This window comes from Fibrobacter sp. (assembly GCA_024399065.1).
Classification (GTDB): domain Bacteria; phylum Fibrobacterota; class Fibrobacteria; order Fibrobacterales; family Fibrobacteraceae; genus Fibrobacter.
This window is the reverse complement of record JAKSIB010000036.1, coordinates 14845-32239: the sequence shown is the minus strand read 5'-3', so window position 1 is coordinate 32239 and position 17395 is coordinate 14845. Positions and strand designations below refer to the sequence as shown.

At 49.6% G+C, this 17395-nt stretch carries 15 protein-coding genes; 9 read left to right on the top strand and 6 right to left on the bottom strand.

From position 1 onward, the window contains the following. Nucleotides 1-641: adenylosuccinate lyase (locus MJZ25_13785; protein MCQ2125245.1), on the bottom strand; the 641-nt coding region annotated here is incomplete at its 3' end. Between the two features lie 236 nt (nucleotides 642-877). Here MJZ25_13785 and MJZ25_13780 point away from each other — a divergent pair. Continuing rightward, nucleotides 878-1267 (top strand): hypothetical protein, encoded by a 390-nt coding sequence (locus MJZ25_13780; protein ID MCQ2125244.1) that lies wholly within the window; start codon nucleotides 878-880, stop codon nucleotides 1265-1267. 48 nt (nucleotides 1268-1315) lie between these two features. Here the strand turns inward: MJZ25_13780 and MJZ25_13775 are convergent, their stop codons facing one another. The 4 genes from MJZ25_13775 to MJZ25_13760 form a co-directional block, all read right to left on the bottom strand. Beyond that, on the bottom strand, nucleotides 1316-1648 hold the full coding sequence (locus tag MJZ25_13775; protein ID MCQ2125243.1) for a helix-turn-helix domain-containing protein: 333 nt from the start codon (nucleotides 1646-1648) through the stop codon (nucleotides 1316-1318). Between the two features lie 169 nt (nucleotides 1649-1817). Continuing rightward, on the bottom strand, nucleotides 1818-2339 hold the full coding sequence (locus tag MJZ25_13770; protein MCQ2125242.1) for a nitroreductase family protein: 522 nt from the start codon (nucleotides 2337-2339) through the stop codon (nucleotides 1818-1820). A 17-nt stretch (nucleotides 2340-2356) separates the two neighbouring features. Next, a complete protein-coding gene (locus MJZ25_13765) occupies nucleotides 2357-3145 on the bottom strand; it encodes a hypothetical protein (GenBank protein ID MCQ2125241.1) in 789 nt (262 codons plus the stop codon). Beyond that, complete coding sequence (locus MJZ25_13760; GenBank protein MCQ2125240.1) at nucleotides 3142-3924, bottom strand: YkgJ family cysteine cluster protein; 783 nt, start codon at nucleotides 3922-3924, stop codon at nucleotides 3142-3144. The genes MJZ25_13765 and MJZ25_13760 overlap by 4 nt, the downstream gene beginning before the upstream one ends. A 54-nt stretch (nucleotides 3925-3978) precedes the next feature. Here MJZ25_13760 and MJZ25_13755 point away from each other — a divergent pair, with 54 nt between their 5' ends. The 4 genes from MJZ25_13755 to ruvB all read left to right on the top strand — a co-directional run bounded on the left by MJZ25_13755 (nucleotide 3979) and on the right by ruvB (nucleotide 8399). Then, entirely contained in the window at nucleotides 3979-5322 is a 1344-nt protein-coding gene (locus tag MJZ25_13755; GenBank protein ID MCQ2125239.1) for a tetratricopeptide repeat protein, read from the top strand. 2 nt (nucleotides 5323-5324) lie between these two features. Continuing rightward, nucleotides 5325-6563 (top strand): hypothetical protein, encoded by a 1239-nt coding sequence (locus MJZ25_13750; protein ID MCQ2125238.1) that lies wholly within the window; start codon nucleotides 5325-5327, stop codon nucleotides 6561-6563. Between the two features lie 149 nt (nucleotides 6564-6712). Continuing rightward, nucleotides 6713-7321, top strand: coding sequence for a Holliday junction branch migration protein RuvA (gene ruvA / locus MJZ25_13745; protein MCQ2125237.1), 609 nt, complete (start codon nucleotides 6713-6715; stop codon nucleotides 7319-7321). Between the two features lie 31 nt (nucleotides 7322-7352). Further along, nucleotides 7353-8399, top strand: coding sequence for a Holliday junction branch migration DNA helicase RuvB (gene ruvB / locus MJZ25_13740; GenBank protein MCQ2125236.1), 1047 nt, complete (start codon nucleotides 7353-7355; stop codon nucleotides 8397-8399). A 69-nt stretch (nucleotides 8400-8468) separates the two neighbouring features. Here ruvB and MJZ25_13735 read toward each other — a convergent pair whose 3' ends face one another. Next, complete coding sequence (locus tag MJZ25_13735) at nucleotides 8469-9878, bottom strand: BamA/TamA family outer membrane protein (protein ID MCQ2125235.1); 1410 nt, start codon at nucleotides 9876-9878, stop codon at nucleotides 8469-8471. 80 nt (nucleotides 9879-9958) lie between these two features. Between MJZ25_13735 and MJZ25_13730 the strand changes: the two genes are divergently transcribed. The 4 genes from MJZ25_13730 to MJZ25_13715 are packed head-to-tail and all read left to right on the top strand — an operon-like array spanning nucleotide 9959 to nucleotide 17330. Then, on the top strand, nucleotides 9959-12430 hold the full coding sequence (locus tag MJZ25_13730; GenBank protein MCQ2125234.1) for an MMPL family transporter: 2472 nt from the start codon (nucleotides 9959-9961) through the stop codon (nucleotides 12428-12430). Beyond that, entirely contained in the window at nucleotides 12411-13607 is a 1197-nt protein-coding gene (locus tag MJZ25_13725; protein ID MCQ2125233.1) for a pyridoxal phosphate-dependent aminotransferase, read from the top strand. Before MJZ25_13730 ends, MJZ25_13725 begins: the two co-directional genes overlap by 20 nt. A 55-nt stretch (nucleotides 13608-13662) precedes the next feature. Next, a complete protein-coding gene (locus MJZ25_13720; GenBank protein MCQ2125232.1) occupies nucleotides 13663-15831 on the top strand; it encodes an ATP-binding cassette domain-containing protein in 2169 nt (722 codons plus the stop codon). After that, nucleotides 15828-17330 (top strand): serine/threonine protein kinase, encoded by a 1503-nt coding sequence (locus MJZ25_13715; protein ID MCQ2125231.1) that lies wholly within the window; start codon nucleotides 15828-15830, stop codon nucleotides 17328-17330. Before MJZ25_13720 ends, MJZ25_13715 begins: the two co-directional genes overlap by 4 nt. Nucleotides 17331-17395: the final 65 nt, after the last annotated feature.

The following is a 17395-nucleotide window of genomic DNA, read 5'->3' as shown; positions in this document are numbered from 1 at the left end:
AGTTCCATGATCTTTTCTTCGTCGCCGTTGAACAGGTCCATGAAGGAAGCCTGGGTACCGGTGGTGCCCTTAACGCCGCGGAACGGCAGCACTTCGATGAGGAAGTTCACTTCTTCCAGGTCGATGAGGAGGTCCTGAAGCCAGAGGCAAGCACGCTTACCCACGGTGGTGAGCTGAGCAGCCTGGAAGTGGGTTGCACCAAGCTGAGCCATGTCCTTGTATTCCATAGCGAACTTGGAGAGCTTATCCATCACGCGGCAGAGGCGCTTACGGACGATAATCAAAGCCTGCTGCATCTGGATGAGGTCGGTGTTGTCACCAACGAAAGCGGAAGTTGCACCCAGGTGGATGATGCCCTTGGCCTTGGGGCACTGGACACCGTAAGCATAAACGTGGCTCATCACGTCGTGACGGCGGCGCTTTTCTTCGGCTTCGGCAACGTCAAAGTTGATGTCTGTTGCGTGAGCCTTCAGTTCGTCCACCTGTTCCTGGGTAATGGGCAGGCCCAGTTCCATTTCGGATTCGGCCAAGAAGATCCACAGCTTGCGCCAAGTCTGGAACTTGTACTGCGGGCTGAAGATGAAACTCATTTCCTTAGAAGCATAACGCTGAATCAGCGGGCTTTCGAATTGATCACGCATGATTTATCCTTTGGGTTATCCCCGTTAAATTTACGAGATGAAATTTAGAATTTTTGCAAAAAATCCAAAGGTCAAGGAAGGATGTTCGCCTTAAATTTGTGCCATTTTTTCACGTTTTTGCTATATTGGATTACAAAGGGGTAATTATGAGTATTTTCACAAAAACATTTTTATTTTTTACGTTTTGCGCAACCGTATTTTTCTCCGCATGTTCTTCCGACGACATCACCGGAGGATTGAATAAACTGGAAGGTTTTTCCTACCTCCATAATGAAAGCGGCAAGAAGGTCACCCTTACCTTCCACAAGTACGAAAACGATCCTACCTCATGGACGCTGGAGCCCGGCGAAACTCTGGAAATTGCAGACACCTACCGTTGGAGCATGACAAACGTTCCCGTAGGCGGCAAGGTCGTATTTGAATTTGACGACGGAACAACTGTCGAACACACCAGCGAATACGGCGACGGTTCATCTACGGATTACCACGTTGAATTCGAATTCTTCCCTAAGGAAAACAACATCCTGGACTACAACGACATCGCAGTTACAGAAGATGACCGCGGCAGCTGGAAACGAACCGCCATGAAGGGCAACAAAGTCCGTTACGACTACTATATCAAATAACGATGAACCTATCAAATTTAAAGAAGCCGGTCAAACGACCGGCCTTTTTTATTTACCCTTTCTTTTCTTTAAACGTTTCAACAATGTATTCAGTTTTTCCTCCTCTTCTTCTTTACGAATTTTTTCCATATACGGAAAAAACGCATCAATCACTCCATCAAAAACTGCGTGAATATCAATACCCGCATAATGAGCGTATTGACACAGTAAGTATATGGAGGGCGTTTTTACACCTCTTTCTGCATCACTTACCCACTGCCGAGATTCACCAGATTGATTAGCAGCATATTGTTGAGTCATTTTCAGTATCTTGCGCTGTTCTTGAAGTTTCTTTCCAAGAATTTTGTCAAAATATTTTTCATATTCGGTTTTGTTTGCCATAGTATATCTCCTTGTAGTTTGTTAGGGATTTTTCATACAAAGAAATCTACGGGCATATAATGTCATAAAATGACTCGTAAAATAGACTGTGTCGGCGGACACACAAACAAAAAGAGTTCTCCCTCAGGAGAACTCTTTTCTTAAAAAAGCGTTATAGGGAAAAAAACGGTTATAGTTCCTTGGCAAAATCAGCCATGGGCTTACGGGCATCATGACGGGGCGAAGGGCCACCCTGTTCTGCATCAGCGTAACCCACGTCAAGAATACAGGCAACCTTCACATTTTCAGGAAGATTAAATGCCTTTGCAACGTCAGCGGCATTGAAAGCGCGAGCCCACAAGGTATCCAGGCCAACATCCTTTGCAGCCAAGGCCATATGGGTGGTCACAATGCTCGCATCCATATCGCCGGCGTCAAAGTCATCGTTGTAATTGGAAGCCTTCCAGCTCACATTTGTATCATAGCAGACCACAAGTACCAAGTTCGCATTGTAAGTCATACGGGTCAATGCACGAAGCTTGTTCAAAGCCTCTTCGGATTTTAACACCAACACGCTTACAGGCTGTGCATTGGTTGCCGTGGGAGCCAAGCGGCCAGCTTCCAAAACAGCATTCAACTTTTCTGCTTCCACAGCACGATCACTGAACTTACGGCAGCTATAACGGGCACCAGCCAAATTAACAAAAGTCATATTTACTCCGATTCGTTTTAAAGGGGTTTATGCTTGCGCATGTTGCGAATGTTCAGGGGCAAAACTTCCTTGTGCCACTTCATCCATTCATCATAATAGATATACTGCTTTTCTTGCTGGCGGAACTTGCGGCCATGAACAACACGACGGTCGCCGTGAACTTCCACAGGAATCACAATGTGCAAGCATTCATGATAGACAACGCCTGCAACCGCATAAATGGGGCAGTTTGCGGCATCATAACCCTTGCTAATGCTGATCAAGTGAAAATCTTCGCCGGTCACAGGATCCTTGCGGACCGTATGGTAGCTAAGGCCACCGACGCGATTGCTCCAGGTGATTTTGCACGTCAGGGAATTTTCAAAATAGGTGTCGTTGATGGCAGCCAGGATATCGTTCAGGTTATGGTATTTTCCCTGGGGGCGAATAGGCGGCAAACGGCCGGAGTTCGCAAGGGCAGCCTCCCCCTTATCGGCACGAATCTGGTCCACCAATGTCCAGAATCGGCTCACTAAATCCTTGATGACAGCCTTGTTCTTTGCAGTTTTACGACGGATAGCGTGTTCAGCCCACTCTGCGGCAAGTTCTCGAGCCTGGGCAAATTCCTCACCCTTCATGTACTCGGGAAGAATCACTTCCGGATGACCAAAAAGAACACCTCCCTTACAGCGGATGCTCTTTTTCATCAGCGGACTGTACTTGAAATGCACCAAGCCGTTTTCAGAAACCGTATTGGGAATCTTCGGCTTCTCCGGCTTCTTTGCGGGCGCTCCAAACAAGTCCATCTGGATTCCGAACAAACTCATCGAGCGTCCTCCGCACCGATAATGCCTTCAAAGCCGTTCAGGGCAAGCAATCCACCGAAATAGCTTTCCGGCAAATCCAGCAAGGCGTAATGTTCAGAAATTCCATAGACCGCATCTTCGATATGGTCCGGCAAGTAGACAATGTAGCTATCGTTCTCCGGAGTCTGCAAATGTTCCGGCGTGCAGAACTTAGGGTCCGTTTCGCTAAAGTACATGCGGCAAGAAACCGGGCGCAATGGATACACGGTGCAGTCCCCAACCTTATTGGAGAACGGACAAGGTTTCCAGGCGGCAAAGTAATCATGCAAGGCCAAGTCTTCGGCCTTGTCATCAAAGTCATCATCCACCACGGTCCCTTCGGACTTACGACTTTCGTAGAATCCTTCGAACATAGAGGAACGTTCCTGGCATGCCTCGATAATGTCCAGCAAATCGGAGCGCTTGCGGAGCTCACTATACAGATAGATGAGTTCGAAAGGTTCCACAGACATGGGATAATGGTGACAGCAATTGCCACAGGCTGCTCGGCATTGAATAGGACGAGGCTGCTGAGGAAGTACAGCCTTCAGGTAGGCGGCAAAGGCTTCGTGATACTTTTTGGTAAAATCGAGAATAAAAGGAAGTTGTTCCAACAAATTATCGGGACCAACAGCGGATTCCCTACCCAATTTATCTGCAATTTGGTCAAGACGATCCCTTTCGGCACCCAATAAGTTGCCTAAACGCATTTCGGCCAAGCGAAATGCTTTTGTAGGGAAATATTCTCTATAGGAATCCATGGCACAAATATATTTTTTACGAAATAAGTTATTATTAGGCGTAGTGGGAAAGTTATGATGAAAAAGTATTTTCAAAAGCATTTTGTAACATCTGCGGTGCTGGCATTGGCCTTTGGCCTTGTCAGCTGCAACCTTTTCAACCCAACTGAAAGCGTAAATATCAAGAGTAACGATGCAGAAGCCTTGACTTACCAGGGATACCTGCACTACCAGAAGAACGAATACTCCCTTGCCCGAGATTACTTCGAAAAGGCTATCAAGGCAGATTCCGCCTATTCTGAAGCTTGGTATGGCAGAGCGAAGGCCGTTCTGAACCTGCAGGAAGGGTTGAATATTCTCGAACTTATTTCCTACGCAAAATCTGACGACGCCATGGATGTGGCAGAAAACTTCATGAACATGCCCGATGAAAAGGCCAACCAGATCAAGGACGGCCTGGACTCCGTGTTCAAGTACATTGACCCCTTCATTGTCCGCGATGAACTTGGCCTCACAGACAAGCGTGTTCGCTTCAAGGATTTTTCCGATAGCTATGCCGTGATGCAAATGACTAAACTAGCACTGACAGTTCGTGCAGCAAGCGTCAGCATCAAGAATATCTTCAGCGCAGCCAACAATATCTTGAGCATCAACTGGGCAGAACTTGACCCCGAAGAACTGGGCGAAACCGCCAAGGAAACTTTTGACGCACTGGCCTCTACCGCCACAGCCATCAAGGCAAACCCGGAACTGGTCACTACGGTTATCAAGGAATACATTCCTGATTCCCTGGGCATCACAGACTCTACCCTCACTGAAAACATCGACTTTTTCGCAGACCAGATTATTTATGTGAACGACGCCATCCAGAAGACCGAAGTGGATCGAGCATTGATTTTCCTCAATGTGGGTAACGTCATTGACGATGATGGCGACGGCTGTATCGACGAAGAAATTCCCGACGGTCAGGACAACGATGGCGACGGCGAAATCGACGAAGATATGCGCCATTACGAAACCTACGTGATGGACATCGATTCCGTCAACCACCTCAACAGCAATCCCACCAAGGTTCGCGAAATCAAGCTCACCGAACGTTACAACTTCATTGATATCGACGGCAATGGAATCTTCGGCGAAGAAGATGAAAACGAACGTATCTTCGTCATCCAGAGCACTCGCGAACGCGAAAGCAAGAACAATCACTTGTTCCGCTTTGCAGATTCCTTGAAATGGGTCGGCACAGCAGAAACTGCTGAAGGCTTGGAAAAGAGAATCGCCTACAAGGATTCCGTACGTCTCGACACCGACAGTCTCAACTACAAGTACGACTTGGAATGGCGCAAGAAGCACGTTGGCGGTTGCTGGAACAACTACGACGAAGAAGCCTTTAAGGCTTGGTTCAGAGGGAGGGAATAATCATGAAGAAAGTTCTCACTCTCCTAGCCGCCGCAGGCCTTGCAACTTTCAGCTACGCCATCAAGGCTCCCACCCATCATTCTCTTAGAGCAGAATCCATGGGTAACGCCCACGTTGCTGTTGTAGACGACAAGGAAGCCATCTACTTTAACTACGCAGGTCTTAACCAGATCAACCGTCTTGGAAATTACGACAAGCGTCCGGAACAGGGATACTACCCCCGCAATCTTATCGGTGATATGCGCATCAACATCGGTGGAGCAGGTCCTTTTGAAAAGTACTTCTCTACATATAACGATGTGAAGGACCTTACCGCACTGTACCAGCGTGTAGAAAAAGCTGGTGGTGGAACCGACGCACTTCTCGACTCCATCAGTCACCATCCGGAACTGATGCATACATTGAATTCCTACGACCACAAGCGCCTTGACATGAGCATCAAGATGGACGCCGAAATGGCTTTCCATAACTTCGGTGGCGCAATCTGGGTCAGCGGCGGCATCGCCCCGTTTCTGGATGGAGGCTTGATTATCCCCTTTATGACGGTGGACACCTTCTATGTGGATGCGGTGGCTCAGGCAGGTATTTCCTACGGATTCACCGACAAGCTTTCCGTGGGTATCGGCGGTAAGATTGCAAAGCGTCAGAAGGAAGAAGCAATCGTTATCGGCATCCAGAACTACGAAACCTTGCAGGACACCTTGGAAGACCGTTACCATCAGGCCGCAGACGAACTTCTGGACCTGAATTCCATTTCCATCGGTATGGATATTGGCGTTCTCTACCAGGTGAATCGGGAATTCCGCGTCGGCGCATCCCTTCGAGACATCTACTTCAGGGAATTGGCTGGAGACAAGATCGTTCCGAACTTCACCATGGGTTTCTGCTACAGCCCCCGATTCTTTAACAAGAACACCGCATTTGGCCGCAAGTTCAATATTGCAGTCGACTACGCCGATGCATTCTTCAACGACAGAAACTACAAGCCTCTCACCCATTTGAACTTCGGTTTCGAAGCAGAACAGAACATCCTTGCATGGCCGGGCTACAACAACGAACTTCGCGCCCTCACGCTCCGTGTAGCAGGCGGTTTCAAGGGAGGCTACCCCACTGCAGGTGTCGCCTTGGAAGTTCTCCGTCTTGTAACCTTCGAACTTGCAACCTGGGGTGAAGAACGCGGCTACTACACCGGTCAGGACGAAGAACGCGTCTACATGGCCGAACTCAGCCTCGGTTTCTAACAGATTACTCTGATTTACTTAAGAAGCGACCTCCACTAGGGCCGCTTTTTTTGGTGCACAAAAGTATAAAAATCTCTTGACAACCTTTTTAATTAAGTATATATTTGTGCAGTAAACAAATGTTTAGTTTTTATATCCAGGTTTAAGTCATGATCGAGCGAGTACACGGCATTCTTATTGAAAAAACACCTACTTTCGTGGTGGTCGACGTCAATGGTATTGGCTATGGCGTCAATATTTCAGCATATACCGCCGGAAAACTGCCCGAAGTCGACGCGGAAGTTACACTGTACACGAACCTCGTGGTTCGCGAAGATTCCATGACATTGTTCGGATTCGCCGACACCACCGAGAAAATGACCTTTTTGATGTTGCTAGACGTAAATGGCGTCGGCCCGAAGCTTGCCCAGAGAATTTTGAGTGGCACCTCCCCTGCCGACCTGCTGAACATGCTGGCAAGCGATAATAAATCCGCCCTCAGCAAAATCAAGGGCTTGGGCAAAAAGACTTGCGAACAGATGGTGCTCACCCTGAAGGATAAGGCAGCAACCATGCTTCAAGGGCTTGGCAATGAGGAAGGAAGCGGTGTCACCTCCATGGGCGCACTTACTGGAGCCAAGATGGAAGCGGTTCTGGCTTTGCATACCCTGGGCGTCAAGGATCCTGCAGCAGAAAAGGCTGTGGTCAAGGCGGTTGAAGTTTTGGGCGATTCCGCCGATGCGGCCGCACTCATCCCCGAAGCACTGAAATACCTTTAAGGCTCTTTAATCAAGAGAATGGCAGAATAGAATGGAAGAGCAGCGCATTATTTCTCCACAAAAGAGAGCTGGCGACGAAAGCGATATGGAACGCACCCTGCGTCCCCCTTCCCTCGCAGAATTTACAGGTCAAGACGGCATCAAGGAAAGTCTTTCTATCGCCATCGAAGCGGCAAAGCACCGCGGCGACGCACTGGACCATTGCCTATTCTGCGGTCCGCCGGGCCTGGGCAAGACAACTCTTTCCAGCATCATCGCGAAAGAAATGGGAGTCAACATCCATATTACAAGCGGCCCCGTACTAGAAAAGGCCAGCGACTTGGCAGGCCTTCTAACGAGCCTACAGGAAAACGACATCCTGTTTATTGATGAAATCCATCGTTTGAACCGCGTGGTGGAAGAATACCTCTACCCCGCTATGGAAGACTTCCGCCTGGACATCATGCTGGACTCCGGCCCGGCGGCCCGAAGCGTGAACCTTCCCCTCAAGCATTTTACGCTGGTGGGTGCAACAACCCGCAGCGGCCTCCTGACGGGGCCATTACGCGACCGTTTCGGCCTGCAATATCGTCTAGAACTTTACAACGAAAGCGATATCGTGCAGATTCTCATGCGTAGCGCCAAGATTCTCGACGTAGAAATTGATGAAGATGCGGCAAAGCTTCTCGGTGGACGTTGCCGCGGTACGCCTCGTATTGCAAACCGCGTCCTGCGTCGATGCCGCGATGTGGCTCAGGTCCGCGGAACAGGCGTCATCGACGTCGCCTCCGCCAGTAAGACTCTCGACATGCTTGGTATCGACGGCGAAGGCCTCGACAGCATGGACCGCAAGATTCTTTCCATGACCATAGACAAGTTCAACGGTGGTCCCGTAGGTCTCGGTACCATCAGCGCAGCCTTGGGCGAAGAACCCGATACCTTGGAAGAAGTCTACGAGCCGTATCTGATTCAAAAGGGTCTTCTGGCACGTACACCCCGTGGTCGAATCGCCACTCCTACGGCCTACAAGATGTTCCACAAGACGCCCCCTGCAAACTCCCCTGCAGGTCAGGGCATCCAAGAGGAACTATCCCTGTAATCCTAAAGCCATTCAAGACTCCAAAGCAAACAATACGAAATCCACCCTTCCAAAGGGTGGATTTTTCAGTTACTTAAATTCCGGAGCCACGGTCATGACCATGTTCACGCCATGGAGACCGTGGAATCCAAGCTGAATACGGAACAAGTACATGTTAGGCTGACGCACACGAATACCGAAGCCCCAGGAATTATACAACTTGTCCAAAGACCACTTGTCAAATTCCGGTGCAATCAAGGCATACTCGTTAAACAAGACGCCGTCAACAAAACGGTCCACGGGCCAACGGTATTCACAGCTAACACTGAACAAATGATGGGCGTCCCAGGAATTACCATAACCGCGAAGAGGCGTTCTTGCATTAAGCGTAGGCATCACGTTAAAGGGTGCGCCTCCTTCCTCAAGTTCCCAGACATCGATAAGCAGCATCTGCAGAGCAATCACACGCCTTTCAAACAAGGTATTGAACACATTTTCCGGCTTCCAAATACGCAAGGCTTCGTCCCAGGAAAAATCCGTATAGAACTTTCGATTCTTACGGGCTTCAGAAGCACTTAGCACATACTGCTTCGAGGAGCCAAGGAAGAAATAATGCTGGAACAAAAGTTCCGTGCGGATATAGTCATGATTCTTGGTAGACTTTTCCACAGCGTAAGCTTCATCCAAGCCCTTATAGTCGCCAACAAGTCCATAAATTCCTGTAAAGCCAATACGAGATCCCTTCGAAGGTGCAAAGGCATTGTCCAAATTATCGTACAAGATAGACAGTTCCAGAGGAATCTGGATTCCTTTCTGATACAAGCCATGGTCCGCAATTGGATAAATATCATCCACAAGAATGGAGTCGTTTACATCTGGCAAAGACGCATCGTTGTAACGTAATGTCGCCTGAAGAGCCAGGTTCAAAGTACCATCCTTGTTCAATGGACGGCCAAAGCGCCCAGTGATTTTGAAGGACGAGTCCGGCTGGGTAAAATAAGTCTTGGTTTCAGGCAAGGTAAAGGTATGGTCTCTGTCGAATTTTAAATCATACCTGAAAGCAGCAAATACAGAGGAACCAAAGAGGTTATGCTTTGTATATCGGGCTGTAAAATCAAAATCACCATTGGCGTAGTAGGCCATCTGGAGCACCGTGTAGTCCTTCTCGAAGAACAGATTACGGTGACGGTAGTTTGCTCCGAGCATGGTGCTGGAACCGGGCTTGAAGTTAAAGCTGGGATAAATAAGAACGTTCTTGTTCTCGCCGAAGGTAATCAGGTCAATGGATTTTTCCACCACGCCATTGGTAAAGATGTAGTCAATGGGTTTTGCAATGGGATAAATCAATCCGTTCAGCAAAGGCTGGATAATATTTTCAAAAGGCCAAATCCAGTAGTCCGCTAAACGGGTTTCCTTCTGCGCTTTTTCTTCGACCTTAGGAGCATCCGTTTTCGTGGAATCAGTCACGTCGGCAAACGACAAACAAGCACATGCGAGCACAAGCGCGCATATCACTCGAATCAAGCCAACCTTAGCTTTAACCACAAACATTCAAACCCTAATATAATTATATTAGAACTATGTTTTCTCTCGTCGCTAAAATCATCAAACAAATTGCCCTATATCCGAGGCTAATTTTAGGTGTTTTTACCATTTTAGCGATTTTGAGCATCTATCCCATTGAACATCTAAGATGGGAAATCCAGCTTCAGGACACACTCAAGGGCATCGGCACTCAGCAAGATTACGAAGCTATCGAAAAGAATTTTGGCGGTCTGGGAAGCCTCACCATCGTATTACAATCGGAAGACAGCCTCGCCAACCATCAGTTGGCAGAAAAATTTGCAAAGGCTTTTGAAAACGATTCTCTGGTTCATTTTATTGAATGGACCGCAGACTTTGACTTTTTTAAAAAGAATCGCCTTCTCTACGCCAGCGAAAACGACCTAGCCGAAGTCTTGAACCATATCGACAGCATCAAGCAAAAGGAAATTCTCAAGAACAACCCTCTGTTCGTTTCTCTTGAAACCGAAGATGCAACAACAGATAGCGCCACCACCAACGCAACCGACAGCACTTATGCAAGCGTTCCCGACAGCGTTGACCTTAGCGAAGAAGTTTCTGTCATCCAGAACATCGAAGAGAAGTATTTCAGAAACCTCCAGCAGAGTTTCTCAAATTCCGACGGCACAGTCCGTGTCATAGACATCTACCCCACCCACTCCATTTCTGACCTGCAGGCAAACCGAGCCCTCTATCACAAAGCAAAGAGTTTCCTGGAAGGTGAGGAAAATACAAAGCACATTCGAGTTCTTTACACCGGCAAGGTTTACGATTCTATCCAAACCGGAAGAATGTTGTTGCCCGAGGCTAAGCAGGCAGGACGATTCGCCGCCCTCATCATTTTACTTCTGCTGATTCTCCATTTCTACAAGCAACCCCAGCTGATAATCATTTCCGCAATTCCTATTGCATTGCCGGTACTGTTCACCATGGCCATTGCATTCTTCCTCTACGGAAGAATTAGTCTGTTCACGTTGTCCCTTTGGTTGTTGCTTCCAGGACACGCCTGCCAGATTATCACCCACGTATTTACCCGCTACTTCCACGAACGCGAAAAGAATCTGGGTCCCACCCTCAGTACCGAAAGCGCCATCCTCGGCATCATCCCCTCCGTAACGGCATCCTCCCTCATCATGGCAGGCTTGTTCATTTCGCTGGTGCTGGTACCGCTGCCGGGCCTGCAGGAATTCGGCATTCTCGGTGCCATCGGTAGCTTATTGAACTTGGCCGTCTGCCCGCTGATCAGTACCGCATTGCTACAGTTTCTCCAGCGAAAGAAACCATTCTTGGTTCACGTTCCTGTCTACGTAAAACGCAGAACCATCAAGATGCTCCCCAACAAGGTGAACTGGGCCATCATCATTATTCTGAGTGCAGTCAGCCTCTTTGGCATTATTTACAGTGGCGTAAACCTGAAGTTCCTTTACGATTTCAAGCAAACGGAAATCCAGCATAACCAGCAGGAAGTCATGAACCTGATTAAGGAAACAGGTTTCTCCCCCTACGATCCTGTCATTGTCATGTTGCCCGACTCCTCCTACAATGACGACATGATGCAGAACTTTCAACACCTGCAGGATCGCGGATCCGTTCCTGACTTAGGAAGAATCTACACCCAGTATCAATTCCTCCCCAAGGAATCTTCAAACAAGAGAGAACAAATCGAAAGACTTCGCGAATTGGTGGATGATGACGTCCTTAGCGCCATCGGATCCAAAGACAGCGCTTCTGTCGTAGAAATGCTGTACAACTACGAAAACGATGTCAAGGAATTCGAGCTTTCTGAAAACATCCGTCGCAAGTTCTCTGACAAGAACAGAAACTCTGGCGTATTCGCCTTCATCATTCCCAATGTTGACGCAAATAACGGTCTGGCCTGCCGCCGCATCAACAAGCAAGTTCGTCAACTGGAAGGTGTTCAGGATAAGAAGTTCAAGATTTGCGGAACCACCATTTTGCGAGCCTCCGTTTTGGATTTGATTCTAGCAAACATCGACAAGTCCATTGCGCTGGGAACAATCCTTTTGTGGTTCGTTCTGTTGCTTTTCTACAACAAACTGAGCAGGGCATTCTTCACCATGCTCCCCTCCATTTTTGCATTGAGCTGGGTGACCGTTGCAGTCTACATGTTCAACATCCATATTTCCGCCTATAGTTCCGTGGCCTTTGTTCTGCTGATTGGGGCTAGCGTTGATGGTTCTCTGCAGCTTTGGGACTCCTACTACGAAAAGCAGGACGGCACAGCCCTCACGATTTTGCAGACAAAATTTTCTTCTGTTCTTTTCGCACAGCTCGCCGCTCTGATCGGAAGCTTTGCCCTGCTATTTTCATCCCACCCTGGAATCAAGAGCATCGGCCAAATTTCTATGATTGGCATGATTTGTATCTTTGTTTCCCAGTTCTCGATTTATCCTCTCATTGCCGGAGCGCTGGACCAATACCGACTCCGCAAAAAGGCTCGCAAAGAAAATGAAAAACCTCTCCAATAGAACTTTGAATATTGCAGCATCCCTCACCGTTGCCATCGATACCTTGGCAAAGCAGATGATCGCCGACGGCAAGGACGTGGTAAGCCTGGGCGCAGGTGAACCGGATTTTCCCACACCGGAACCAATCCGTGAAGCCGCCTGCAAGGCCATCAACGACGGCAAGACTCGCTACACCGCTCCCGTGGGTATCATGGAAGTCCGCAAGGCTGTTGCAAAGAAGTTGAAGGACGAGAACGGACTGGACTACAAGCCGGAACAGATTATTATGACCAGCGGCGCAAAGCACGCCGTATTCAATTCTCTTGCTGCACTCATTAACCCGGGTGACGAAGTGATCATCCCCGCCCCTTACTGGGTGACCTATCCGGAGCTGGTGAAGTGGCTTGGCGGTACTCCCGTGTTTGTGCAGGCTACTAAGGATGCAAAATTCAAGATTACTGCAGAACAGCTTCGTGCCGCATGCACCGACAAGACCAAGGCCATCCTTCTGAACAACCCCTGCAACCCCACTGGTGCAGTCTACACCAAGGCTGAACTTGCTGAACTTGCAAAGGTCATTGTGGAAAAGGACATCTACTGCATTTCTGACGAAGTCTACGAATACTTTGTCTACGACACCGAATTTGCATCTGCAGCCGCATTCCCCGGCATGGCAGAACGTACCATCGTCATCAACGGTTTCTCCAAGTCTCACTGCATGACTGGTTGGCGAATCGGTTACGATGCAGCTCCTGCTGAAATCGCAAAGATTATCGGCAAGATCCAGGGCCAGGCAACTCACCATCCCAGCAACGTGGCACAGTACGCCGCTCTGGGCGCTCTTGAAATGGACAAGTCCAACGTGGAAGCCATGCAGAAGGCTTTCCGCAAGCGTCGCGACTACATGCTGGCTCGTACCGCAGAAATTCTGCCGGTTCCCGCCCACGCACCGGAAGGCGCATTCTATCTCTTTGCTCCCGTAGATTGCTTCTACGGCAAGAAGTCTCCCGAAGGCAAGGTGATCGGCGGTTCCATTGAACTTTGCGAATACTTGCTGCAGAGCCAGGGCTTGGCCATTGTGCCGGGCGCCGCATTCGGCGACGACACCTGCGTTCGTTTCTCCTACGCAGCAAGCGACGAAACCTTGGCTAAGGCTTGCGACAGATTTATCGCTGGCCTCAAGAGCTTGCAAGACTAAGGATATAAACGCTTCGATTGCGTCGGCCTAAAGGCCTCGCAATGACATAGGGAATATGCAATCATTTCGACTGGTAAACGTAGAGTCTGACAAGCCTTTTACCATAGGCCGCAAGTCGGACAACAGCCTGGTTCTGGACAACCTGATGGTGTCCAGGTATCATGCCGTATTGGAACGTGTCAACGAGAAATGGTTTCTGACGAACCTTACCAAAAACAGCGTCACACAAGTCAACGGAAAAAACGTTGATCCTAAAACGGAAGATTCCGTAGGCAAGCCTGCTGAAATTGCGGACGGTGACGTAATTCAGGTGGGGCCGCTCCAGCTGAAGGTTGCCTTCAAGGGAAGCAAGCTTTCCCTGTTGCTGATGGAATCTGCGGACCAGGAAATTTCCGTTACCAAGGCGCTGACAGAAAAATGGACAGCCATCGAAACTGATGAAGTGGACATCCCCAAAGGCGTTGAAGCAAAGATTTGCGCAGGACAGAAAGTCGCAGGAAACTGCAACGGGAACTGCGCCGCCTTGAAGTTTAAGGAAGCGTTGACCAACGCTCAGGGCAAAAGCATCAAGCAGACCAAGCTTGCACAAGGCGAAGTATTGCGTTTACCCAGCTGCGAAATGGAATTCGACGGGGCGTCTTTAGTTTGCAGGAATCGTCCCCACGGGTTCGATGTCTGCGTGAAGAATCTGGATGTTTTCGCCGGCAAGAAGCAGTTGCTTCACGACGTGAACTTCAATTTGCAGGCGGGTGAAATTCTCGCCATCATCGGACGATCCGGCCAGGGCAAGTCTACGTTACTCCGCCTGCTGCAAGGCATTCACAGGAGCGGTGAAAGTTCCGAGGTCCGCATCGGTTCCCTGGATTACAGGAATGCGGAAATCCGCAAGCATATTGCATTCCTAGAGCAGGACCCGGAACTGCGTAAGGACTTGACCGTCCGCGAAACCCTTCTGGACGGTGGACGCGTCTCCATGAACAAGCAGGACTTCAAGCAGAACGCCCAAGGGCGGCTTGAAAAGTTCTGCGAACTTTTCGGGCTGAGCGACCGCATGGACAACGCCGTCAAAACGCTCAGCGGCGGCGAATCCCGCCGCGCCGCCCTCGCCCGCGAACTCATGGGGAACCCAGGCCTTATCATCCTGGACGAACCGCTGTCCGGCCTGGACCCGTTCAACTCCAAGATCCTCTGCTCCCACCTCAAGCAGCTTTCCTTCCTTGGCCACACCATCATCTTGACCACCCACAGCTACGAAGCTCTGGAAATTGCAAACAAGGTTCTGGTCCTTCACCAAGGTGAACAAGGCTTCTTCGGAAGCCCCGAGGAATCTTACCGCTACTTCGAGACCCGCGACCCAGAAAAAATTCTCGCCAGTCTCAACGACGAAACTTCCCTCCACTGGAAAAAAACTTTCGAAGAAAAGAAAGTCCAGGAAACCATGGCCACCCAGGTCAGCCCCACACTTAAAGAAAACAAGGACAAGGTCAATTTCTGTTTCCCGAAAACAAACCTTTCCTCCATGTTCTTCTACAAGGTGGCACTCACCGCAAAACAGTGGTTCCGAGACAAGGGCAAGTTTATCGCCCTGCTGATCCAGCCTCTCGTAATCGGCTTCTTGTTCTCCCAGATTTTCTCCAGTCTCACCTCCCTTTGGATCGTGGCCTTTGCCGTTATCCTTTCCGCCAACTGGTTGGCCCTATCCCTTTCCATTCGAGAAATCGTCCAGGAAAAGGAAATCCTCCGAGGCGAATTCCGCAAAGGCGTTTCTGTACTTACCACCGTTACCGCAAAACTGTTCCTGCCCACTTTGGTGGCGTGGCTCCAGACTTTAATCGTCTACCTGTTTGTCAGCATCCGCACCCAGGTTCACGCCTCCCCCGCCCAGCTCCTGCTGGTGGTGGCCGCCATGATTATCCCGCCGGTTACCGTGGGCCTTACCGTCAGCGCTTTCTCCAAGAACGCAGGCCAGGCAAACGCTTTGCTCCCGCTCCTGATTATTCCTCAGGTGGCTTTAGCCGGAGCCTTGGTACCGCTGGACCAGATGCTTCCCATCGGACGCGGCCTTTCCAACGTGATTTGGTCCCGTTACAACCAGAATTCCCTTTTAAATCTGTTACTTGAGCGCCAAGACCCCATTGAAAACATCCTGGCCGCACTCGCTATCGCATTAGGTTGTTATATTGTGATGGTAATTAAGATTCACTGTTCCAAAAAAGCAAAATGATCGCACCGCAGAAACCAGAAATTTTTCCTCGTCCGTTTAACGCAAACTACGATCTTCTTGGCACCCTGGGCAAGGGTGGTATGGGCAATGTCTACAAGGCCCTGGACAAAAAGCTGAAACGTGAAGTCGCCTTCAAGATTTTGGATTCCTCTTCCGACCAGGAAGCTATCCAGCGTTTCTATCTCGAAGCCCAGGCAATGAAGGAATTGGACCACCAGAACATCGTTCATGTGTTCGACTTTGGTCAGCAGGAAAACCAGTTGTTCATCGCCATGACCTACGTTCAGGGCACCAACCTTTCCGAAATTCTGCGCAACAAGGAACAGCTCTCCTTTGAAGCCATCGACGTCATTATCCGTCAGATTGCACGAGGTCTTCTCTACGCCCACAGCAAGGGCATCGTTCACCGCGACGTGAAGCCGTCCAACATCATGCTCACCCACGACAACCGTGTGTACGTGATGGACTTCGGCATTTCCTACATCCGTGAACTTGAAAAGGAACGCCTCACCCGCACCGGCATGACCATGGGTACTCCGGAATACATGAGTCCGGAACAGTGCCACGGCGATAGCGTCACCCTGCAGTCCGACATTTACAGCATGGGCGTGATCTTGTACGAAATGACCTGCGGCCGCCTCCCCTTCGAAGGCAACCGCCCTGTGGAAATCGCACTGAAGCACGTTCAGGAACAGCCTCCTGCACCGGAACTTTTCCGCAAGGATATGCCGCCGGGACTTTCCGCATTGATCCTCAAGTGCCTCAAGAAGAAGCTCAACGAACGCTTCCACGACATGCAGGAATTTTTAGACGCATGCGACCAGGTGTTCCCCAACGACAAGGACACCCACCAGTCTCCCCGCGTCACTTCGACCTTGCGCCGCCACACCGCCTCCATTACGGACATGGCCACCAAGATTACCCCGAAGGCAAAGCTCCTCCAGAAAAAGCTCACTGCTCTCGCCGTGTTCATCTTCCCGCTGATCATCATGCTCCTGATTTTGCTCATGCTGACCCACAAACCAGAAAGCACCTTGCGCCAACTGGAATGGGCCGAGGCTCTTGGCAATTACGAAACCAAGGCTCTGGAAGTGGACATGACCAAGGGTTACCCGCTTTCCAACCTGAACGACAACGACTTGAAAACCGCATGGCTCTACACTATGCCCCAGAAGCCCCAGAACCCGGTTCTGACCTTGTACTTCGACGGCAACGCCGTGGTGACCCACTTCGGTATCGCCATCGGTTACCAGCGCTCTGTGGACGACGCCTTCGGCGACCGCTTCCGCATCTTCAAGAAGCCTAAGGTACTCACCATCGAAACCAAGGACGGCTTTAAACAGAAGGTAAAGCTTGAAAACATCAAGGGCATGCAGTATCCGCCGATCCAGGCCATGGAAACCACGGAACTTAAGATTTACCTTGACGGAGTCTACGAAGCAGAAAACGATGATTTCGCCATTTCAGAAATCCGATTGCTGGGCATGGAACTTCCGTAACATAAGATGTCATCCTGGAGGGAGCTTCGCGACCGATAGGATCTAAATATTTTTTATATGAAAAA